The following is a 20,282-nucleotide window of genomic DNA, read 5'->3' as shown; positions in this document are numbered from 1 at the left end:
ACTTCCTCAGCTTCCCGAAGAGAACCAAGGAGAACCGTCTTGTCCAAGATCAAGGTTGAAGGCACCGTCGTCGAGCTCGACGGCGACGAGATGACGCGCATCATCTGGCAGGCCATCAAGGACCAGCTCATCCACCCGTACCTCGACGTGAACCTCGAGTACTACGACCTCTCGATCCAGAAGCGCGACGAGACCGACGACCAGATCACGATCGATGCGGCCCACGCGATCCAGAAGCACGGCGTCGGCGTGAAGTGCGCCACCATCACGCCCGACGAGGCGCGTGTCGAGGAGTTCGGCCTGAAGAAGATGTGGCGTTCGCCGAACGGCACGATCCGCAACATCCTCGGCGGCGTCATCTTCCGCGAGCCGATCATCATCTCGAACATCCCGCGCCTCGTGCCCGGCTGGAACAAGCCGATCATCGTCGGCCGCCACGCGTTCGGCGACCAGTACCGCGCCACCGACTTCAAGTTCGAGGGCGAGGGCACCCTCACGATGACCTTCACCCCGAAGGACGGCTCCGAGCCGCAGTCGTTCGAGGTCTTCCAGTCGCCCGGCTCGGGCGTCGCGATGGGCATGTACAACCTCGACGAGTCCATCAAGGACTTCGCGCGCGCCTCGCTGAACTACGGCCTCTCGCGCAACTACCCGGTGTACCTCTCGACGAAGAACACGATCCTCAAGGCCTACGACGGCCGCTTCAAGGACCTGTTCCAGGAGGTCTTCGACACCGAGTTCAAGGAGCAGTTCGACGCCGCGGGCCTCACCTACGAGCACCGCCTCATCGACGACATGGTCGCCGCCAGCCTCAAGTGGGAGGGCGGGTACGTCTGGGCGTGCAAGAACTACGACGGCGACGTCCAGTCCGACACCGTGGCGCAGGGCTTCGGCTCGCTCGGCCTCATGACGAGCGTCCTCGCGACGCCCGACGGCAAGGTCGTCGAGGCCGAGGCGGCGCACGGCACGGTCACGCGCCATTTCCGCCAGCACCAGCAGGGCAAGCCCACCTCGACCAACCCGATCGCCTCGATCTACGCCTGGACGCGCGGCCTCGCGCACCGCGGCAAGCTCGACGGCAACCAGGAGCTGATCGACTTCGCCCTCACGCTCGAGGACGTCGTCATCAAGACCGTCGAGTCGGGCGCGATGACGAAGGACCTCGCGCTCCTCGTCGGCCCCGACCAGCCGTACCAGACGACCGAGGAGTTCCTCGACTCGATCGACGCGAACCTCAAGGCGCGCCTCGGGGCGTAGCCCGCTCGCGACCTGGTCGCGCGCGTACACGAAGGGCCGGATGCCTGGGCCCACGCGCCCGAGGCTCCACGCACCGCGCAGCGGTACGTGGAGTGGCGCGGGGAGCATCCGGCCCTTCGTCGTCCCGTGCTCGCCGCTGCGCCATTTGCTGGCCTGCGCGCCACTGGTCATGGCGCGTCCCCCGCCAACTGGCGCGGAGCCCACCCTGATCACGAATCCGTAACGACCCGGGAAAATCCGGTCGAACTCTTGCCGCATGTTTGTTCGTAAGCTTTACTAACAAACGTGACGGCTATGGAAGCATCCCCGACGACGATCCCGTCGTCCGACCCCGCCGCGGCGACGCCGCCGGCCAGGGTCGAGGCCTCCGAGCTGCTCACCTCGCCGTTCGGCGGCGGCCTCAGCGCCCGCGGTCGCGCGCTGCGCCAGACCGGCAAGGTGCTGCCCGAGCACGCCCGCGGCCACAACCGCACCCTCGTGCTGCAGACGCTCTACTCGCACGGCCTGCGCAGCCGCGCCGACCTCGCGCGAGAGACCGGGCTCACCCGCGTCACCGTGTCCGACCTCGTCGCCGAGCTGATCGCCGAGGGCCTCGTCGTCGAACTCGGCCCCCGCGAAGACGCCCGCCCGGGCAAGCCCGCGACCCTCATCGACATCGACCGCGGCGCGTTCCAGATCGTCGGCCTCGACCTCTCCGAGCACGACCGGCTGCGCGGCGCGGTGATCGACCTCGACGGCGGCATCGTCGCCCGCGCCGACGTCGAACTCGCCGGCGCCACGGGCGACGCGGCCACCGAGCTCGTCATCGGGCTCGCACGTCGCCTGACCGAACTCGCGACGGTGCCCCTGCTCGGCATCGGCATCGGCACGCCCGGTGTCGTCGACCCGGCCGGCGTCGTGCGCTCGGCCCCGAACCTCGGCTGGACGAGCGAACCGCTCCAGGCCCGCGTCGCCGGCGCACTCGGCGCACCCGTGCTGGTCGCCAACGACGCGAACGTCGGCGTGCTCGCCGAGCACGGCGCCGGCGAGGGCCGCGACCTCCTGCTCGTCAAGATCGGCCACGGCGTCGGCGCCGGTCTCATCGTCGGCGGCCGGCCCGTCGTCGGCTCCGACTTCGCCGCGGGCGAGATCGGCCACGTCGTCGTCGGCACCGACGACGGTCCGCGCTGCGCGTGCGGCAAGCACGGATGCCTCGAGGCCTGGGTCGCCGTGCCCCGCCTCGCCGAGCAGCTCGAGGCCATCGAGGCCGACGGCGGCGAGGCATCCGCTCGCGACGACGTGCTGCGCGAGGCGGGCCGCCGGCTCGCGATCGTGCTCGCGCCCGTCGTGGGCGCCCTGAACCTGGCGGAGGTCGTGCTCAGCGGCCCCGCCGACCTGCTCGACGGCGCGTTCCACGACGCGGCCGTCGACACGCTCCGGCAGAGGACGATCGCGGACCAGCACCGCGATCTCCGACTGCGGATGACGACGCTCGGGCCGGACATCGTCCTGCGCGGCGCCGCCGTCATGGTCCTCTCCGGACAATTGGGAGTCTCCTAGGCCCCCGCCCTCGCACCACTCGGGTGTCAGCTGCCCCGCTGTCGCCTTCACCCCATGAAAGGAAGCAACGCAATGAGGAAACTCGGCATCCTGGCGCTCGGCGCCGTGGCCGCTCTCACCCTCGCCGGCTGTGCCACCTCCGGAGGCGACGACGCCTCGTCGGAGGGCGCGGAGATCCGCGTCTGGCTCGTCGGCTCCGACACGCCCGATGAAGCTCGCGAGTACCTGAAGACCACGTTCGAGGAGGAGAACCCCGGTTCGACCCTCGTCATCGAGGAGCAGGCCTGGGAGGGCCTCGTCGACCGCCTCACCACGAGCCTCTCGGGCTCCGACAGCCCCGACGTGGTCGAGATCGGCAACACGCAGGCCGCGGCATTCACCTCGGCCGGCGCGTTCCTCGACCTCACCGAGCACTACGAGGACCTCGGCGGCGACGACCTGCTGCCCGGCTTCGTCGAGGCGGGCACGTACGACGACAAGTTCTACGCCGCCCCGCTGTACTCGGGCTCGCGCCTCGTGTTCTACAAGAAGGACGCCTTCGCCGGCATCGGCGCGAGCGTGCCCACCACGCTCGACGAGTACGTCGCGACCGGCGAGGCGCTCGCCGCCGCGAACCCCGGCAAGTCCGGCATCTGGTGGCCCGGCCAGGACTGGCGCAACGCCCTGCCCTTCATCTGGGAGAACGGCGGCGAGATCGCCGTTCCCGACGGCGAGGAGTGGGACGCCCAGCTCAGCTCGCCCGAGTCGGTCGCCGGCCTCACGCAGGTGCAGGAGGCCATGACCAAGGCCTCGGTCGCCCCGAAGGACGCGAACGAGACCGGCCCCGAGGTCGGCTTCTGCGACGGCACCACGCTGCAGCTGTCGGCACCCAGCTGGGTGAAGTGGTCGATCCTCGCCCCGGCCGACGCCGAGGCGCCCGGCTGCCCCGACCAGGAGGCCAACCTCGGCGTCTACGCCCTCCCGGGCGCTGACGGCGGCGCGGCGCAGGTCATGGCCGGCGGCTCGAACATCGGCATCGCGGCCAAGTCGAAGCACCCGGAGCTCGCGCTCTCGGCGCTGGAGATCATCCTCTCCGACGAGTTCCAGACCATCTACGGCGAGAACGGCCTCGTGCCGGCCAAGCTGTCGCTGGCCGACACGCTCGGCACCGACGAGGTCGCGCAGGCGACCGCCGAGGCCGCCGGCAACGCGCGCCTCACGCCCGCGTCGCCCAAGTGGGCCGACGTCGAGGCCGCCCGCATCCTCGAGGACCTGTTCGTGAACATCGCCCAGGGCGGCGACGTGCAGGCGCTCGCCGAGGAGGCGGACACCCAGATCGAGGACATCCTCAACGGCTAGTCGGATCCCCGATCCGGCTCCCGGGTGCGGCGGCGCCCCCCTTCCCGCCGCCGCACCCGTGCCCCAGAGCCGGGCGGTCGCCGCTCCACACACGGCGGCCGCCCGCACCTTCGGCCGGGGCCTCGCACCGGCCGGACCCCTCGAACCCAGGAGACTTGCACCATGACCACGGTCGATCGCGGGCCCGACGCCCTGCCGAGCGCCATCGAGGGCGAACGCATCGTCGCCCCGGAGCCCTCGCGCGGTGGCGGTGACCGCTCGAAGCGGCGTCGCCGCGCCGGCGGCTTCACGCCCTACGCGCTCCTCATCCCCGCGAGTGCCGTGCTGGCCGCCATCGTCGGCTGGCCGCTGATCCAGCTCATCATCACGTCCTTCCAGGAGTACGGCCGGGCCCAGGTCTTCGGCGCGGCTCCCGAGTGGGTGTGGTTCCAGAACTACACCGACGTGCTCACCGACCCCGTGTTCTACGAGGTGCTGGCCCGCACGATCGTCTTCGCGGCCGTCTGCGTCGCGCTGACGATGCTCCTCGGCACCCTGATCGCGCTCATGATGGCACGCCTGCCCAAGGCGTTCCGGATGCTCCTCTCGGTCGGCCTGCTGCTCGCGTGGGCGATGCCCGCGCTCACGGCGACCATCGTCTGGGGCTGGATGTTCGACACCGACTACGGCGTCATCAACCACGTCCTCGTGAACTTCTTCGGCCTCGAGGAGTTCTTCAAGCACCCGTGGCTGATCGAGCCCCTGAGCTTCTTCGCGGTCGCGGCCGTGATCATCGTGTGGGGTGCGGTGCCGTTCGTGGCGTTCACGCTCTACGCCGGGCTCACCCAGGTGCCCGACGAGGTGCTCGAGGCCGCCCAGCTCGACGGCGCCGGCGCGTTCGCACGCTTCCGGCTGATCGTCTTCCCGTACCTCAAGCCGATCTTCCTGGTCGTCGCCATCCTCCAGATCATCTGGGACATGAAGGTCTTCACCCAGATCTTCGCGCTGCAGGACATCGGCGGCATCCGCGCCGAGACCAACACGCTCGGCGTGTACATCTACCAGGTCTCCATCGCCGGAGGCGAGTTCGGCATCGGCGGCGCGCTCGCGATGATCTTCGCGCTCATCATGATGTCGATCTCGGTCTTCTACATCCGCCACCTCATCAAGGAGGACGAGCAGTGAGCGCCACCATCATCCCGGCCGCCGACACGACGCGCGCGGTGACCACGGGGGCAACGGGTCGCGATGCCGCCCGGCGCACCGGCGGTGGCCGTCGCCGCATCGGCACGGTCGTGTACAGCGCCATCGCGGTCGTGCTCTTCTTCGTGTTCGTCTTCCCCGTGTACTGGATGCTGAACACGTCGCTGCAGCCCAACAACGACATCCGCGGGTCCGAGGTGCATTTCTGGCCCGACAACTTCACGCTGCGCAACTACGAGACGGTGCTGTTCGATCCCGGACGCACGCCGTTCCTGCCGGCCGCGGCGAACTCGCTGATCATCACGATCCTCACGGTCGTCATCGCGCTCGTGTTCGCGTTCCTGGCCTCGGTCGCGGTGACGCGATTCCGGTTCAAGAGCCGTCGTGCGTTCATCATCGCGATCCTCACCATCCAGATGATCCCGGGCGAGGCGATGATCGTCTCGGTCTTCCGGGTCATCGACGGGTGGCACCTGCTGAACACCATCGCGGGCCTCACGATCGTGTACGTCGCGGCCGTGCTGCCGTTCACCATCTGGACCCTGCGCGGCTTCGTCAACGGCGTGCCGATCGAACTCGAGGAGGCCGCGATGATCGACGGCTGCTCGAGGGCCGGCGCGTTCTGGCGGGTGACGTTCCCGCTGCTGGCCCCAGGCCTCGTGGCGACGGGCGTGTTCGGCTTCATCCAGGCCTGGAACGAGTTCCTGATGGCGCTCGTGCTGAACGCGCGGCCCGAGATGATGACGCTGCCGGTGTGGCTGCGCACCTTCCTGGTCGCGAACGGCACGACGAACTGGGCCGCGATCATGGCGGGGTCCACCCTCATGGCGATCCCGGTGATCGTGTTCTTCCTCATCGTCCAGGGGCGCATGACGAGCGGTCTCGTGAGCGGAGCGGTCAAGGGATGACCGAGCGCCACCTCACCGCCGCGGGATCCCTGCGGCGGGACATCCTCACGACGTTGCTCCCGGCCTTCGACGGCCCGGACGCACCGAACTGGGTGCTCGACCTGCTCGCCGAGGGCCTCGGCGGCGTATGCCTGTTCGGCTCGAACGTGGTGTCGCCGACGCAGCTCGCGCAGCTCACGGCGACGCTGCGGTCCGCGGGCCCCTCGTCGGTCGTCGCGATCGACGAGGAGGGCGGCGACGTCACGCGCCTCTACTACGACCGCGGCGCGCCGTTCCCGGGCAACGCGGTGCTCGGGCGGCTCGACGACGTCGCGGCGACCGAGCGGGTCGCGCGCGAGGTCGGCGAGGCGCTGCGGGCCGCGGGCGTGACGCTGACCTTCGCGCCCGACGCCGACGTCAACTCCGATCCGCGCAATCCGGTCATCGGCGTGCGCAGCTTCGGCGCCGATCCGCTGCTCGCGGCCCGGCACACGGCCGCGTGGGTGCGCGGCGTGCAGTCGACCGGCGTGGCCGCGAGCGCCAAGCACTTCCCGGGTCACGGCGACACCTCGGTGGACTCGCACCTCGACCTGCCCGTCGTGGACGTGCCGCTCGAGGTGCTGCGCGAGCGTGAGCTGGTGCCGTTCCGCGCGGCGGTCGCCGCGGGCACCGCGACCGTCATGACCAGTCACATCGTGCTCTCGCAGATCGATGCGGAGCTTCCGGCCACCTTCTCCCCGCGCATCCTGCACGGCCTGCTCCGCGGGGAGTTGGGGTTCGAGGGCGTCATCGTCACCGACGCCCTCGACATGCACGGGGCGAGCGGCGAGCGCGGCATCCCCGAGGCTGCCGTGCTCGCCCTCGTCGCCGGGTGCGACCTGCTCTGCATCGGCTCCGACGTGGCGCCCGAGACGGTCGAGTCCATCGTCGACGCCGTGACGGAGGCGATCGACGCCGGCCGGCTGCCGGCCGAGCGCGTCGCCGAGGCGGCGGCCCGCGTGCGAGCGCTCGCCGACGGCTCGACGGTGGAGGCGTCGACGGCGGATGCCTCGTCGGCGGATGCCTCGTCGACGGATGGGTCGTCGGCGGATGCCTCGACGGTTGATGCCTCGCTCCCCGGCGCTGCGGCGCCGGGCGTGCGGCCCTCCGTATCGCTCGAGGAGGTCATCGGCGCCTTCGACGTGCAGGACGGCGCCCTGGCGCCCCTGGCCGGAGCCGACCGCGTCGGCACGGTCGTGCGCATCGACACGGTCGCGAACATCGCCATCGGCGTCGCCCCGTGGGGTCCGTTCGCCGCCGAGGCCGAAGCGGCCGAGCCCTCGTGGCTCTCGCGCGCGCGGCTCGTGCCGCTCGCCGAGGGCGAAGCGATCGAGTCGCCCGCCGACCTGCCCGGACCGGTCCTCGTGATCGGCAAGGACCTGCACCGCCACGGCTTCGCGCGCGATGCGGTGCTGGCGCTGCGCGCCGTACGCGGCGATGTCGTCTCGATCGACCTGGGCTGGCCGGCCGACGACCGGCAGCTCGCCGACATCGCCACGTTCGGCGCCTCGCGACTCGTCGGGGAAGCCGTCATCGAGGTCGTCGCCGCCGCGCTCGCGCGCGATCCGGCGGTGGTGCGGTGAGGCTCGGCATCGACATCGGCGGCACCAAGACCGCCGCCGTCGCGATCGGCGAGGACGGCGAGCTCAGCGACCAGGTGCGCATGCCGACCGGGTTCGGCGCCGACGAGGTCGTGGCCACCGCGCTGCGCACCGTCGCGCGCATGAGCGAACTGGCCGGGGTCGACGCCGCCGCCTTCCGTTCCATCGGCATCGGCATCCCCGGCGCCGTCGACGGGCGCACCGGCCGCGTGGCGCACGCGGTCAACCTCGGACTCGAGGGCCTCGACCTGGGCCCGCGCCTCGCCGACCGGCTCGGCGTCGACGTGCGCGTCGAGAACGACGTGAAGGCCGCAGCCCTCGGGGCCCATCACCTCCTCGGCGTCGCCGACGGCATCCGGGCGCACTCGATGGCGTACCTGAACCTCGGCACGGGGCTCGCCGCGGGCATCGTGCTCGACGGTCGGCTCCTGCGCGGCGGCCACGGCGTCGCCGGCGAGATCGGGCACATCCCCGTCGACCCCTCGGGCGAGCGCTGCGGCTGCGGCCAGCGCGGATGCCTCGAGACCAGCGCCTCTGGGTCGGCGCTCGCGCGGCTCTGGCCGACGGAGCATCCACTGCCCGCTCGCGAGGTCTTCGACCGCGCAGCGGCCGGCGACGAGCGCGCGGTCGCGGTGCGCGAGCGGTTCCTGACCGGCGTCGCCGCCGCGGTGCGGCTGCTCGTGCTCACGACCGATGTCGACGACGTCGTGATCGGCGGCGGGCTCGCCGCGCTCGGCGCCGACCTGGTCGACGGCGCACGCCGTATCCTCGATGAGTGGTCCGCCGACTCGGCGTTCCTCGCATCGCTCGGCCTGTCGCGTCGCCTGCAGGTCGTCCCCGACGGATTCCCGGCCGCGGCCGTGGGAGCCGCCCTGGTAGGAGAGGACCTATGGCAGAGATCGTGATCGTCCGCGACGAGCAGGAGGCGGGCGGGCTGATCGCCGACGCCATCGTCGCCCTCATCACGGGCAAGCCCGACGCCGTGCTCGGGCTCGCGACCGGATCGACCCCGCTCGCGACGTACCGCGCGCTGGCCGAGCGCATCGGCGAGCGGCGTATCGACGTGCGCGGCGTCCGCGGCTTCGCGCTCGACGAGTACGTCGGTCTGCCGGCCGGGCACCCCGAAAGCTACCGCGCGGTCATCACGCGCGAGGTGGTCGAGCCGCTCGGCCTCACGCCCGAGCTCGTGCGGGTGCCCAACGGCGACCCGACCGGCATCGAGCACGCGGGCCGCGACTACGAGGCCGCGATCACCGCGGCCGGCGGCGTCGACCTGCAGATCCTCGGCATCGGGCGCACGGGCCACATCGGGTTCAACGAGCCGGGCTCGTCGCTCGCCTCGCTCACGCGCGTGAAGACGCTCACGGCACCGACCCGCGCCGACAACGCCCGGTTCTTCGACTCGCCCGACGACGTGCCCATGCACTGCATCACGCAGGGCATCGGCACGATCCTGCGCGCCCGGCACCTCGTGCTCCTCGCCTTCGGCGAGGCCAAGGCCCCGGCCGTGGCCGCCGCCGTCGAGGGGCCGGTCTCGGCGAGCCAGCCGGGCTCGGCGATCCAGCTGCACCCGCACGCGACCGTGGTGGTCGACGAGGCGGCGGCATCCCGGCTCGAGAACGTCGACTACTACCGTCACGCCTGGGCGAACAAGCCCGCCTGGCAGCGCATCTGACGCAGCCACCGCGCGCCGGCACGGCGTGAACCGAGCGGATGTCCCGGATGGGGCATCCGCTCGTCGCATGAACGGGGTCGTGCCGGCGGCGACGCGTCAGCGGGGGAGGAGCCCGACGACCTCGCGGAGGTAGGCGTCCTCGTCGAAGTCGTCGGCGACCGTGCGCTGCACGAGGAAGCCCGGGGCGAGGCCCAGCACGACCGGCGCGGCCCGCGCCGCCCACTCGTGCGGGTCGCCGTCGACCCGGCCGGGCGCGTACGCCGCCCATTCCTCGAGGCGCTCGGTGATCGTGGAACGCAGGCGCGCGAACACCCCGTTGACGAGGCGATGGATCTCGGGGTCGACCAAGGCCTCGGCCCAGAGCAGCACGATGACGTGGCTGAACGGCTCCCGGCGGACGCCGTCGAGCAGGGTCGCGATGAGCTCGCCGGGGGAGAGCGGCGGGCGCCCGGCGGCTCGTTGGTCGAGTTCGCTCGTGCGCGCGGCGAGCACGCGTGAGGCGACCGCGACGAACAGCTCCTGCTTGCCGGCGAAGTGGCCGTAGATGGCGCCGGCCGAAAGCCCGGACTCCTCGATGATCGACGCCATCGAGGTGCCGCGATAGCCCGTTCGGGCGAAGGCTCGGGCGGCGGCGTCGACGATCTCGGCGCGGCGCGCGCTGCGGTGGGCCTCGGACACCTTCGGCACGGGCGGACTCCTCTCGGCGTTGACAATCCTATGCGGCAGGACGATTATAAAGAACGAACATTCGTTTTGAATAGGAAGCGAGACTCCCATGTCCAGCCGCACCAAGGCCGGCCCCGCACCGGCGCCGGAGTCCGCGGGTCCCGCGCCTGCCCCAGCGCCGGCACCGCACACGCCCATCGCGCGCGTCGTCGCGCTCGGCCTCGCCCTCGCGGCCGTCGTCTCGGTCATCGTGCTGGCGTTCGCCTGGCCGTCGGTGACCGCCGAACCCCACGACCTGCCGGTCGCGATCGCCGGCCCCGCCGAGGCCGTCGCCGGAGCCGAGCAGGCCGTCGACGAGGCCCAGCCCGGTGCGGTCGCCTTCACCGAGGTCGACGACCGCGCCGCCGCCGTCGACGCGATCGAGGCCCGCGAGGTCTACGGCGCGATCGTGCTCGGCCCCGAGCCCGAGGTGCTCACCTCCTCGGCGGCGAGCCTGCCCGTCAGCCAGCTCCTCGGCGGCGTCGCCGCACAGCTCGAGGAGGGCGTCAACGCCCAGGCCGCGGCCGCCGCCTCGGCCGCCGGTTCACCGGTCGCGCCGCCGCACATCGACGTCGTCGTCACCGACGTCGTGCCGCTCGCCGACACCGACCCGCGCGGCGCGGGCCTCTCGGCCGCGCTCTTCCCGCTCGTGCTCGGCGGCATGCTCGGCGGCATCGCGATCTCGATCGCGGTGATCGGCGCGATGCGCCGCCTCGCCGCGGTCGCGATCTACTCGGCCGTCGGCGGGCTCGCCCTCGCCGCGATCCTCGGGCCCTGGTTCGGCGGGCTGCAGGGCGACTTCTGGCTGAACGCGGGCGCGATCGCCCTCGCGCTCGCCGCGATCGCCGCCCCGATCACGGGGTTCGTCGCGCTCATCGGGCGCGCGGGCATCGCCCTCGGACCCGTCGTGATGCTGCTGTTCGCGAACCCGATCTCGGGCGCCGCGATGCCCATGGAGTTCCTGCCGGAGCCATGGGGCGCCGTCGGCCAGTGGTTCCCGCCGGGTGCCGCGGCGACGCTCGTGCGCGAGCTGTCGTACTTCCCGGCGGCCGACACGACGTTCCCGTGGCTGGTGCTCGCGGCCTGGGCGGTGGGCGGTGCGCTGCTCTCGGTCCTCGGCCACTTCCGCACCGCGGGCGGTGCGGAGCCCGACGCCGAGGCCGCCGAAGCGGTCTGAGGCGCCTCGGGCAGTCGGGCGGGGTGCCTCGCGCAGAACGTAGGAGGTCCCGGGCGACACGCCGGCATGCGCCGGCGTGTCGGCTGGGATCTCCTTCATTCGGGCCGCACGGCGCCGGGCCGAGCCGCACGGTGCCGGGCCGAGCCGCACGGCGCCGGGCCGAGCCGCACGGCGCCGAGCCGAGCTGCGCCGGGCCGGGCCGAGCCCAGGACTCAGCCCGCGAGCTCCTTGCGGCCGTTGATGATGCCGCTCACCGCGGCGATGACGGCGAAGACCACCGCGACGACGGGCTGGCCGAGGATCCACCAGGAGATCGCCGCCGACGAGAACACGGCGATCTCGACGATCGCCTTCACGAACGGGTCGACGGCGAACACCGCCTTCGGCGACCGGAACAGCCCCCACAGCACGATCGCGAGCAGCGGCGCGCCGATGCCGATGGCGACGCCGGGCCACGGCAGCGGGAACGCCAGGAAGCCGAAGATCGCCAGGGTCACGATCGCGAAGATCTCCAGCAGGAAGCGCAGGACGTCGTTCGGGCCGATCTTCTGCAGGGGCTCTGGGGCGCGGTCGTTCACGACCGTCAAGCCTACCCGCGGGGCCCGAGCGCCCCGTTCAGCGGAAGATGATCGTACGGGCGCCGTCGAGCAGCACCCGGCGCTCCGCGAACCACTTGACGGCCTGGCTGAGGGTGCGGCTCTCCTCGTCCTGCCCGATCGCCACGAGCTCGGCCACGGCGCGCGAGTGGTCGACCCGTACGACGTTCTGCTCGATGATCGGCCCCTCGTCGAGGTCGCTGGTCACGAAGTGCGCGGTCGCGCCGATGAGCTTCACGCCGCGCGCGTGGGCCTGCCGGTAGGGGTTCGCGCCCTTGAACCCCGGCAGGAACGAGTGGTGGATGTTGATGCAGCGGCCGGCGAGGGCGTCGCACAGTTCGGGCGAGAGGATCTGCATGTATCGGGCCAGCACCACGAGCTCGATGTCGTGCTCGTCGACCGCTTCGAGCACTCGCCGCTCGAACGCGGCCTTCGACGCGGCATCCGTCACGGCGGCCGACTCGAACGGCACGCCGTAGAAGTCGACGAGGTCGCGGAGGGTGCCGTGGTTCGAGAGCACCAGCGGGATCTCGATCGGGAGCTGGCCGGCGCGCTGGCGGAACAGCAGGTCGTTGACGCAGTGCCCCGCCGTCGACGCGAGCACGAGCGTGCGCAGCGGGCGGGCCACCTCGTCGAGGTGCCAGGTCATCTCCCAGCGCTCGACCACGGGTGCGAGCGCCGCCTCGACCTCGTCGCGACCGGCCGGCGACTCGACCTGCACGCGCATGAAGAAGCGCCCGGTGTCGGCCGAGGCGAACTGCTGGCTCTCGGTGATGTTGCCGCGCGCCGCGACGATCGCCCCGCTCACGGCGTGCACGATGCCCGGACCGTCGGCGCAACTGAGGGTGAACACCCAGTGGTGCAGACGGCCGTCGTTCGGGGCATCGGTCATCCAGCCAGCGTACAAGCGGGGAGGGTAGACTTCGGAACGGTCGGCGGTCCCCGCACGGCCCTGGGCGCGCACACGAGCGCGTAGTCGACCCACCGCGGTGAACGCACCCGCCGGCGGGGAACGCCGTCGGAGAGACATCCGCATGTCGATCACCGAGCCCCGGCGCGAGCGCGCCACCGAGATGCCGTGGGCCGCGCTCATCGCGCTGGCATCCGCCGTCTTCCTCTCGATCACCATCGAACTGCTGCCCACGGGCCTGCTCCCCGAGATGGGCGAGGGCCTGGCCGTGCCCGAGGCGCTGATCGGCCTGACCGTCTCGGTCTTCGCGTTCACCGTGGTGCTGACGTCGACGACGCTCGTCGCGGCCACCAGCCGCATCCCGCGACGCGGCCTCATCGTGACCGTGCTGGTCGTGCTCGGCGTCTCGACCGCGCTGTCGGCGCTCGCGATGGAGTACTGGATGCTCATCGCCGCGCGCGTCTTCGGCGGGCTCGCGCACGGCGTGTTCTGGGCGATCGTCGCGGCCACCGCGTCGCGACTGGTTCCCGAGCGGCACATCGGCCGGGCGATCGCGGTCGTGCTCGGCGGCGGCACGCTCGCGATGATCGCCGGCGTGCCCGCGACCACGGTGCTCGGCCAGGCCTTCGGCTGGCGGGTCGCGTTCGGCGCCGTCGCCGCGCTGACGCTCGCGGGCGCCGTCGCCGTGCGCCTGCTGCTGCCGCGCGCCGAGCCGGGCGCCGAACCCACCATCGCCCGCTACCGGCCGCGCGATCCGGGCTTCGCGACCGTGGTGCTGCTGTGCGTGGTCACCGCGGTGACGATGCTGGGCCAGTACGCCGTGACGACGTACGTCGCGCCGCTCGTGACCGACGTGATCGGGCTGCCGGCGTCGGCCGTCGGGCCGCTGCTGTTCGTCTCGGGGCTCGCGGGCGCCGCGGGCCTCATCGCCGCGGGGTCGCCGATCGCGCGCAACGCCACGGCCGCGATGCGCACCGCCCTGCTCGTCGCCGCAGGAGCGCTCACGGTGATCGGGCTCGCGATCAGCCCGGTCGTCTCGGTCGTCGCGTTCGCCGTCTGGGGCCTCGCGTTCGGCGCGATTCCGCCGCTGCTGCAGACGCGCCTCCTGCGCACGGCACCGGCCGCCTACCGGGATGCCGCGAGCGCCCTGTACACCACCGCCTTCAACGTCGGCATCGGCGGCGGAGCGCTCGTCGGCTCCGTGGTGTTCGGCACGCTCGGTGTGGCCGCGCTGCCGTGGGGATACGCCGTCGTGCTGGTCGTCGCGGCGCTGCTCGTCGTGCTCGGCGCGACGCGCGCGGCTGCCCGCCCGCGCCCACTTCCCCTTCCGTGACCTTCGCCATTCATGTACGGAGGCGTGTCGTGGCTCGCTGCGCCGCCTGAGCAGGTCGACACGCCGCGGGCGCACCTGCATTGCGAACGGGTGCGGATGCCTCGGGCCGCGGTCGGCGGGGACGACGAAGTTTCTCGCGAACCGGCGTCATGATCGGCCCGGCCGGCCATCTCTCAGGGTGAAGACCCTCCACGCCGGACCCGAACCGCGCCTGGAGTGCCGGGCGACCGGCGGTCGGTCGAACGGGCGTGGGGGCGCTCCTCGACCGGATCGGGTCGGGTTCCGGGCGGAACGGGGAACACTCGCCCGGAGCCCGGCCCGGAATCCGGGTCGCGCCGCCGGAGCGGCCGAAGCGGCCGGAGGAGTCGACCCGGTGTCGCAGCAGGCGCAGCCGCAGTAGCGGTCGTCGCCGCAGCGGCCGCGCGGCCTCAGCCCAGCCGCGCCCCGGCGCCCCAGACCGCCTCGACCGCGAGGTCGTCGGAGAGCAGCACGGCGTCGGCGGCGTACCCGCGCTCGAGCCGGCCGAGGTCGCCCGCGCGGCCGATCGCGGCCGCGGGCGTGACGGTGAGGGCGTCGACGGCCTCCTCGAGCGCGATGCCGCTGTCGACCACGGCCCGGCGCAGCGCCTCGTCGAGCGTGAGCGTCGAGCCGGCGATCGAGCCCGTGTCGCGCAGCCGCGCGACGCCCGCCTGGACGACCACGTCGAGCGAGCCGAGCACGTAGTCGCCGTCGGCGTGGCCCGTCGCGGCCATCGCGTCGGTGATCATCGCGACGCGTCCGGGCGCCCCGCGGAACGCCAGCCGGACGACGTCGGGGTGCACGTGCACGCCGTCGTTGACGATCTCGAGGGTCACGTGGTCGGCGTGCATCGCGGCGACGACCGGCCCGGGCGCGCGGTGGTGGATGCCCCGCATGCCGTTGAACGCGTGCGTGAGGATGCTCGCGCCCGCCTCGAACGCGGCGAGGGCGGTGTCGTAGTCGGCGCCGGTGTGGCCGACGGCCACGGCCACGCCGGCGTCGGCGAACTTCGCGATGGCGTCGAGGGCGCCCGGATGCTCCGGCGCCAGGGTGACCTGGCGCAGCGTGCCGCGCGCGGCGGCGAGAAGGCGGTCGACGGACTCGGGGTCGGCGGTGCGCAGCACCGCGGGATCGTGCGCGCCCCGGAACTCGTCGTCGAGGAACGGGCCCTCGAGGTGCGCCCCGAGCACGCGCGGGTCGCGGGCAGCGGCGTCGGCGATCGCGGCGAGCTGTCGCTCGAGCCGCTCGACGGGGGCCGACACGAGCGAGCAGACCAGGCGGGTCGTGCCGTGCGCCGTGTGCACGGCCAGCGCCGTCTCGATGCCGTCGGCGCCGTGCTCGAACGACGCGCCTCCGGCGCCGTGGCAGTGCAGGTCGATGAACCCGGGCACGAGCCACCGCCCTGCGGCGCTCTCGACGGCGTCGGCCGGCCCCTGCTCGAGCCATCCGTCGCCGATGCCGCGACCGGTGATGGTGTCGCCGTCGAAGCGAACCCAGGCGTCGCTGACGGTGTCGCCTCCCGAGACGAGCCGGGCGGAGTGGATGACGGTGCTGGTGCTCACCTACGCAACGATAACGTCGTAGCCGGCGTCGACCAGGCGAGCGCGCTGGTCGGTCGTCACGGCCGAGTCGGTGATGACCGTCTGGAACAGGCGCGGCCCGCCGATCGCGGCGAACGCGCGCTTGTCGAGCTTGCTCGCGTCGACGACGAGCACGGCGTGCGCGGCGCGCCCGGCCATGAGCGCGTTGACGGCGGCCTCGCGTTCGTCGTGCGAGGTCGGGCCGACGGCGGCGTCGATGCCGTTCGCCCCGATGAACGCGATGTCGAGGCTGATGTTGCCGAGCACGCCGTCGGTGTACGACCCGACGAGCTCGTACGAGCGGGCGTGCACGACGCCGCCCGTGACGACCGTCTTGATCTGCGGGCGCATCGCGAGCTGCATCGCGATGTTGATCGCGTTCGTGACGATCGTGAGTCCGGGGTCGGCGGCGGGCTCCATGATGTCGGCGCGCGACATCAGCTCGTCGGCGATCGCGGTCGCGGTCGTGCCGCCGCAGAGGCCGATCACGGCGCCGCGCGGCACGATGGCGCTCGCGGCGCGCGCGATCGCGGCCTTCGCGTCGGGGTTCTGCTGGTGCTTGTAGCGGATGGGCAGGTCGTACGCGACCGAGTGTGCGACGGCTCCGCCGCGCGTGCGCGTCAGCAATTGCTGCTGGGCGAGCGCGTCGAGGTCGCGCCGGGCGGTCGCGGGGGAGACGCCGAGCTGCTCGACGATCCGGTCGACCTCGATCTGCCCGCCGTCGGCGAGCAGGTCGAGCACGGCGCTCAGGCGTTCGGCGCGGTTCATCCGTCGGCTCCCCTTCCGGTGCCGGCGAAGAGCTCGAGCAGGCGTGCCGCCTCGAGGCCGAGGGCGTCGCGACCGGCGGCGACGACCTTCCGCGAGTCTACGGTCGTCGGATGCTCCGCCAGGAAGCCGCGGATCGCCCCCGTGAACGCGGCGTTCAGGTGCGTCGACACGTTGACCTTGACGAGGCCCGATCGGATGCCCCGCACGATCAGGTCGTCGGACACGCCCGAGGACCCGTGCAGCACGAGCGGCACCGGCACGGCGTCGCGGAGCCGCGCGATGAGCTCGAGGTCGATCAGGGCGGTGCGCTCGGTCATCGCGTGCGAGGAGCCGACCGCGACCGCGAGCGCGTCGACGCCGGTGTCGGCGACGAACCGGGCGGCTTCACCTGGGTCGGTGCGCACGCCGGGCGCGTGCGCACCGTCCTTGCCGCCGACCTCCCCGAGCTCGGCCTCGACGGCGACGCCCGCCGCGTGCGCGGTCGCGACGACGCGCCGGGTGACGGCCACGTTGTCGGCGAACTCCAGCTTCGCGCCGTCGTACATCACCGAGCCGAAGCCGAGTTCGACCGCCCGCAGGGCGAGTTCCGGATCCTCGGCGTGGTCGAGGTGCACGGCCACGCGCGCCGAAGATGCCTCGGCGACCGCGAGCGTCGCCGCGGCGATGGGCTCGAGGCTCCCGTGGTAGCGCACGCAGTTCTCGGAGACCTGCAGGATGACCGCCAGGCCGGTGCGCTCGGCCGCACCGACCAGGGCCTCGGCGGTCTCGAGGTGCAGCACGTTGAACGCGCCGACGGCGCGTGACGCGGCGGATGCCTCGGCGAGGAGCGTCGCGGTGGGAGTGAGGGTCATCTGGGCTCCAGGATGACCTCGCGCTCGAGCGCGAGGTGGTCGGGGTGGAGGTCGCCCGCGAGCGGCATGAGCACCGCTGAGGCCGACCAGGCGGTCGCGCGACGGGCGAGGGCGGACAGCAGGTCGTGGTCGAGTCCCGCGACCGCGCCCGCGGCCGCGCGGTCGGCGCGGTGCTCGGCGAGCGTCGCGCAGATCGCGGCGACCGCGGCGTCGCCCGCGCCGGTCGCGTTGCCGTTGAGCCGCCAGGGGAGTCGGGCCGAGAGCGCCGGTCCGTCGCCGGCGACCATGAGCAGGCCGTCGCCGCCGAGCGAGGCGACGACCAGTCGCGCCCCGAGGTCGACGAGCGTTCGCGCCGCGCGCACGGGGTCGTCGAGACCCGTGGCCTCGACGAGCTCGTCGCGGTTCGGCTTCAGCGCCGCGGCGCCCGACCGGGCCGCGGCGAGCAACGCCGGGCCCGTGACATCCGCCACCACGTCGACGCCCGCCGCCGTGAGCCGGCCGACGAGGCCCCCCACGTCGTCGGCGTCGAGGCCCGGCGGGAGGCTCCCCGAGATCGCGACCACCTCGGCGGCGAGGCCGAGGCGCTCGGCCTCGCTGACGAGCGCGTCGCGCTCGGCGGGCGCGAGTGCGGCGCCGAGTTCGTTGACGACGGTCGCCTCGCCGATGCCGTCGTCGACGAGGGCGAGGCTGCGTCGCGTCGCGCTCGCGACGGGCACCAGCACGTGCGGGATGCCGCCGCGGCCGAGGTCGGCCGCGAACTCATCGCCCGTCGCCCCGCCCGCCGTCGTGACGGCGAGCACGTTGCGCCCCTGCGCGTGCAGCACCCGCGCGACGTTCAGTCCCTTGCCGCCCGCGCGCGATGCGCCCGCCGGAACGCGGTGCGTGGTGCCCGGCACCAACGACGGCGCGTGCCAGGTGAGGTCGAGCGCCGGGTTCGGCGTGACGGTGACGATCACGGCGCGACCACCGGCTCAGCACCGAGCAGGTCGCGCGCGGCGAGCGCCGTGCCGAGTACGCCGGCGTCGTCGCCGAGCGCGGCGCGGACCAGCTGGGGTCGTCGATGGAAGGAGAGGAGCTCGTCGAGCCGGGCCGCGAGGGGGTCCAGCAGCCTGCCGCCGGCCTGCGCGAGACCGCCGCCGACGACGACGACCTCCGGCGCGAGTACCGCGACGACCCGCGCGAGCTGCTCGGCCAGCGCTTCGACGGCGTCGGCCCAGATGCGAGCGGCGACCGCGTCGCCCGCGTCGGCGGCCTCGAGCACCTCCTTGGCGCCCGGAACCGCGCGGCCCGCGGCCTCGCGGTAGCGGCGCGCGATCGCGCCCGCGGAGGCGATGGTCTCGAGGCACCCGATCGCCCCGCAGGGGCAGCGTTCGCCCTCGGGGTCGCTCAGCGTGTGGCCGAGCTCGCCGGCGTAGCCGCCGCTCGTGAGCGGCCGCCCGTCGACGATGGCCGCCGCCGCGATGCCCGTGCCGATCGCGAGGACGAAGACGTTCGCGTGCCCGCGTGCCGCGCCGAGCCGCCGTTCGGCGACGCCGGCCGCGCGCACGTCGTGCCCGAACGCGGTCGGCACGCCGAGGGCCCGCGCGGCGAGATCGCGCAACGGCGCATCTCGCCAGCCGAGGTTGCTCGCGAACACCGCCGTGCCGGTCGACTCGTCGACGAGGCCTGGCACGCTGAGCCCGGCCGCCGCCGGCACCACGTCGGGGAACTCGGCCCGGTAGGCCTCGGCCAGCGTCGCGAGGCCCCCGACCACCGAACTCGCCGGGTCGGCGGGGTCGAGCGGGGTCGGCGTGCGGCGAAGGCCGAGCACCCGGCCCGACTCGTCGACGAGGGCGGACTTGGTGTCGGTGCCGCCCACGTCGAAGGCGAGCACCGCCGCCCCTGGTCCGAGCGCGGCCGACACGCTCAGGCCTCGAGGATGACCGAGCGCGTGAGGCTGCGCGGGTGGTCGGGGTCGAGGCCCCTGGCGGCCGCACGGGCGAGGGCGACGCGCTGGGCGCGGACGAGTTCGGCCATCGGGTCGAGGCCGGCGTGCTCGAAGCGCCCGCCGGTCGCCGCGACGTCGTCGGCGAGCCCGTCGGGAACCTCGCCGAAATGCCAGGTCACGCGGCCGGGGGCGGCGATCGCGATCGGGCCGTGGCGGTACTCCATCGACGGGTAGGACTCCGTCCAGGACTGCGAGGCCTCGCGCATCTTGAGCGCGGCCTCCTGGGCGAGGCCGTAGCTCCAGCCGCTGCCCAGGAAGCTGACCTGCTCGGCCTCGACGAGGGCGGGGTCGAGCTCCTCGGCCACGGCGGTGCGCGCGTCGGCGACGGCGCCGGCGAGGTCTTCGCCGAGCGATGCGCGGAACAGGGCGAGGGCGGTCGTCGCGAACCGGGTCTGCACGACCGACTGCTCGTCGGCGAACGGCAGCGTGAGCGCGTCGTCGACGAGGTCGACGAGCGGCGAGGTCGCGTCGCCGATGACGCCGATCACCCGGGCGCGGTCGCCGCGCTCGCGCAGCCCGCCGACGAGGCGCAGCACCTCCGAGGTCGTGCCGCTGCGGGTGAGTGCGACGATCGCGTCGTAATCGCGGCCGACGGGCGCCTCGGATGCCGCGAACGCGTCGGTCTCGCCGTGGCCGCCGTGCTCGCGGAGCCACGCGTACGACTGCGCGATGAACCAGGAGGTGCCGCATCCGACGACGGCGACGCGCGCACCCCGCTCGGGGAGGCGGGCGACCAGGTCCCCGAGCCCGGCGGCTCGCTCCCACGTCTCGGGCTGGCTCGCGAGTTCCCGCGCCATGTGGGAGTCGAATGCGGTGCGGTCGGTCACGGAGTTGCTCCA

General features: G+C 73.2%; 19 protein-coding genes. 10 read left to right on the top strand and 9 right to left on the bottom strand.

Going from position 1 to position 20,282, the window contains the following annotated elements:
* Positions 1-39 precede the first annotated feature (39 nt).
* From GE115_RS14630 to GE115_RS14595, 8 genes are all read left to right on the top strand, one after another.
* Positions 40-1,257 carry an NADP-dependent isocitrate dehydrogenase gene (locus tag GE115_RS14630; RefSeq protein ID WP_153685509.1) on the top strand — a complete coding sequence of 406 codons (1,218 nt, stop codon included), beginning with the start codon at positions 40-42 and terminating at the stop codon, positions 1,255-1,257.
* A gap of 285 nt (positions 1,258-1,542) precedes the next feature.
* On the top strand, positions 1,543-2,796 hold the full coding sequence (locus tag GE115_RS14625) for an ROK family transcriptional regulator (RefSeq protein WP_312855210.1): 1,254 nt from the start codon (positions 1,543-1,545) through the stop codon (positions 2,794-2,796).
* A gap of 72 nt (positions 2,797-2,868) precedes the next feature.
* Entirely contained in the window at positions 2,869-4,134 is a 1,266-nt protein-coding gene (locus GE115_RS14620) for an extracellular solute-binding protein (protein WP_153685508.1), read from the top strand.
* Between the two features lie 162 nt (positions 4,135-4,296).
* Positions 4,297-5,298: a carbohydrate ABC transporter permease gene (locus GE115_RS14615; RefSeq protein ID WP_153685507.1), complete on the top strand. Its 1,002-nt coding sequence runs from the start codon at positions 4,297-4,299 to the stop codon at positions 5,296-5,298.
* Positions 5,295-6,224 carry a carbohydrate ABC transporter permease gene (locus GE115_RS14610; RefSeq protein WP_376765721.1) on the top strand — a complete coding sequence of 310 codons (930 nt, stop codon included), beginning with the start codon at positions 5,295-5,297 and terminating at the stop codon, positions 6,222-6,224. Before GE115_RS14615 ends, GE115_RS14610 begins: the two co-directional genes overlap by 4 nt.
* Entirely contained in the window at positions 6,221-7,825 is a 1,605-nt protein-coding gene (locus GE115_RS14605) for a glycoside hydrolase family 3 protein (protein ID WP_153685506.1), read from the top strand. The genes GE115_RS14610 and GE115_RS14605 overlap by 4 nt, the downstream gene beginning before the upstream one ends.
* Positions 7,822-8,748 carry an ROK family protein gene (locus GE115_RS14600; protein WP_172979931.1) on the top strand — a complete coding sequence of 309 codons (927 nt, stop codon included), beginning with the start codon at positions 7,822-7,824 and terminating at the stop codon, positions 8,746-8,748. Before GE115_RS14605 ends, GE115_RS14600 begins: the two co-directional genes overlap by 4 nt.
* On the top strand, positions 8,733-9,518 hold the full coding sequence (locus GE115_RS14595; protein ID WP_153685505.1) for a glucosamine-6-phosphate deaminase: 786 nt from the start codon (positions 8,733-8,735) through the stop codon (positions 9,516-9,518). Before GE115_RS14600 ends, GE115_RS14595 begins: the two co-directional genes overlap by 16 nt.
* Before the next feature lie 96 nt (positions 9,519-9,614).
* On the opposite strand, the gene GE115_RS14590 is transcribed toward GE115_RS14595, so the two are convergent.
* Positions 9,615-10,205 carry a TetR/AcrR family transcriptional regulator gene (locus GE115_RS14590; protein ID WP_172979946.1) on the bottom strand — a complete coding sequence of 197 codons (591 nt, stop codon included), beginning with the start codon at positions 10,203-10,205 and terminating at the stop codon, positions 9,615-9,617.
* An 88-nt stretch (positions 10,206-10,293) separates the two neighbouring features.
* On the opposite strand from GE115_RS14590, the gene GE115_RS14585 reads away from it, so the two are divergent.
* A complete protein-coding gene (locus tag GE115_RS14585; RefSeq protein ID WP_172979944.1) occupies positions 10,294-11,400 on the top strand; it encodes a VirB8 family type IV secretion system protein in 1,107 nt (368 codons plus the stop codon).
* Positions 11,401-11,612: 212 nt separating this feature from the next.
* Here the strand turns inward: GE115_RS14585 and GE115_RS14580 are convergent, their stop codons facing one another.
* Together GE115_RS14580 and purU are read right to left on the bottom strand one after the other, a co-directional pair.
* Positions 11,613-11,978: a YrdB family protein gene (locus GE115_RS14580; RefSeq protein WP_312855209.1), complete on the bottom strand. Its 366-nt coding sequence runs from the start codon at positions 11,976-11,978 to the stop codon at positions 11,613-11,615.
* A gap of 37 nt (positions 11,979-12,015) precedes the next feature.
* A complete protein-coding gene (gene purU, locus GE115_RS14575) occupies positions 12,016-12,888 on the bottom strand; it encodes a formyltetrahydrofolate deformylase (protein WP_153685502.1) in 873 nt (290 codons plus the stop codon).
* Positions 12,889-13,030: 142 nt separating this feature from the next.
* Between purU and GE115_RS14570 the strand changes: the two genes are divergently transcribed.
* Complete coding sequence (locus tag GE115_RS14570; protein WP_153685501.1) at positions 13,031-14,239, top strand: MFS transporter; 1,209 nt, start codon at positions 13,031-13,033, stop codon at positions 14,237-14,239.
* Positions 14,240-14,667: 428 nt separating this feature from the next.
* Here the strand turns inward: GE115_RS14570 and nagA are convergent, their stop codons facing one another.
* The 6 genes from nagA to GE115_RS14540 are packed head-to-tail and all read right to left on the bottom strand — an operon-like array spanning position 14,668 to position 20,240.
* Positions 14,668-15,819 (bottom strand): N-acetylglucosamine-6-phosphate deacetylase, encoded by a 1,152-nt coding sequence (nagA, locus tag GE115_RS14565; RefSeq protein WP_312855208.1) that lies wholly within the window; start codon positions 15,817-15,819, stop codon positions 14,668-14,670.
* Positions 15,820-16,605 (bottom strand): DeoR/GlpR family DNA-binding transcription regulator, encoded by a 786-nt coding sequence (locus GE115_RS14560; protein WP_153685500.1) that lies wholly within the window; start codon positions 16,603-16,605, stop codon positions 15,820-15,822.
* Positions 16,602-17,456, bottom strand: coding sequence for a class II fructose-bisphosphate aldolase (locus GE115_RS14555; protein ID WP_153685499.1), 855 nt, complete (start codon positions 17,454-17,456; stop codon positions 16,602-16,604). The genes GE115_RS14560 and GE115_RS14555 overlap by 4 nt, the downstream gene beginning before the upstream one ends.
* Positions 17,453-18,412: a 1-phosphofructokinase family hexose kinase gene (locus GE115_RS14550; RefSeq protein ID WP_312855207.1), complete on the bottom strand. Its 960-nt coding sequence runs from the start codon at positions 18,410-18,412 to the stop codon at positions 17,453-17,455. The genes GE115_RS14555 and GE115_RS14550 overlap by 4 nt, the downstream gene beginning before the upstream one ends.
* On the bottom strand, positions 18,409-19,329 hold the full coding sequence (locus tag GE115_RS14545; RefSeq protein WP_312855206.1) for an ROK family protein: 921 nt from the start codon (positions 19,327-19,329) through the stop codon (positions 18,409-18,411). Before GE115_RS14545 ends, GE115_RS14550 begins: the two co-directional genes overlap by 4 nt.
* Positions 19,330-19,361: 32 nt before the next feature.
* The gene (locus tag GE115_RS14540; RefSeq protein WP_153685541.1) at positions 19,362-20,240 is read right to left on the bottom strand and encodes an SIS domain-containing protein; all 879 of its coding nucleotides are present in this window, start codon (positions 20,238-20,240) and stop codon (positions 19,362-19,364) included.
* Positions 20,241-20,282: the final 42 nt, after the last annotated feature.

It is taken from the genome of Agromyces agglutinans, assembly GCF_009647605.1.
GTDB classification, from domain to species: Bacteria; Actinomycetota; Actinomycetes; order Actinomycetales; family Microbacteriaceae; genus Agromyces; species Agromyces agglutinans.
Note: the sequence above shows the minus strand (reverse complement) of the source record. Positions and strands in the feature narration are given on the sequence as shown.

Excerpts from the sequence above, each read along its gene's own strand:
- GE115_RS14615 (WP_153685507.1), top strand. The coding sequence starts at position 4,297 with ATGACCACGGTCGATCGCGGGCCCGACGCCCTGCCGAGCGCCATCGAG.
- GE115_RS14540 (WP_153685541.1), bottom strand. The coding sequence starts at position 20,240 with ATGGCGCGGGAACTCGCGAGCCAGCCCGAGACGTGGGAGCGAGCCGCC.
- GE115_RS14605 (WP_153685506.1), top strand. The coding sequence starts at position 6,221 with ATGACCGAGCGCCACCTCACCGCCGCGGGATCCCTGCGGCGGGACATC.
- GE115_RS14595 (WP_153685505.1), top strand. The coding sequence starts at position 8,733 with ATGGCAGAGATCGTGATCGTCCGCGACGAGCAGGAGGCGGGCGGGCTG.
- purU (WP_153685502.1), bottom strand. The coding sequence starts at position 12,888 with ATGACCGATGCCCCGAACGACGGCCGTCTGCACCACTGGGTGTTCACC.
- GE115_RS14585 (WP_172979944.1), top strand. The coding sequence starts at position 10,294 with ATGTCCAGCCGCACCAAGGCCGGCCCCGCACCGGCGCCGGAGTCCGCG.
- GE115_RS14620 (WP_153685508.1), top strand. The coding sequence starts at position 2,869 with ATGAGGAAACTCGGCATCCTGGCGCTCGGCGCCGTGGCCGCTCTCACC.
- GE115_RS14570 (WP_153685501.1), top strand. The coding sequence starts at position 13,031 with ATGTCGATCACCGAGCCCCGGCGCGAGCGCGCCACCGAGATGCCGTGG.
- GE115_RS14555 (WP_153685499.1), bottom strand. The coding sequence starts at position 17,456 with ATGACCCTCACTCCCACCGCGACGCTCCTCGCCGAGGCATCCGCCGCG.
- GE115_RS14560 (WP_153685500.1), bottom strand. The coding sequence starts at position 16,605 with ATGAACCGCGCCGAACGCCTGAGCGCCGTGCTCGACCTGCTCGCCGAC.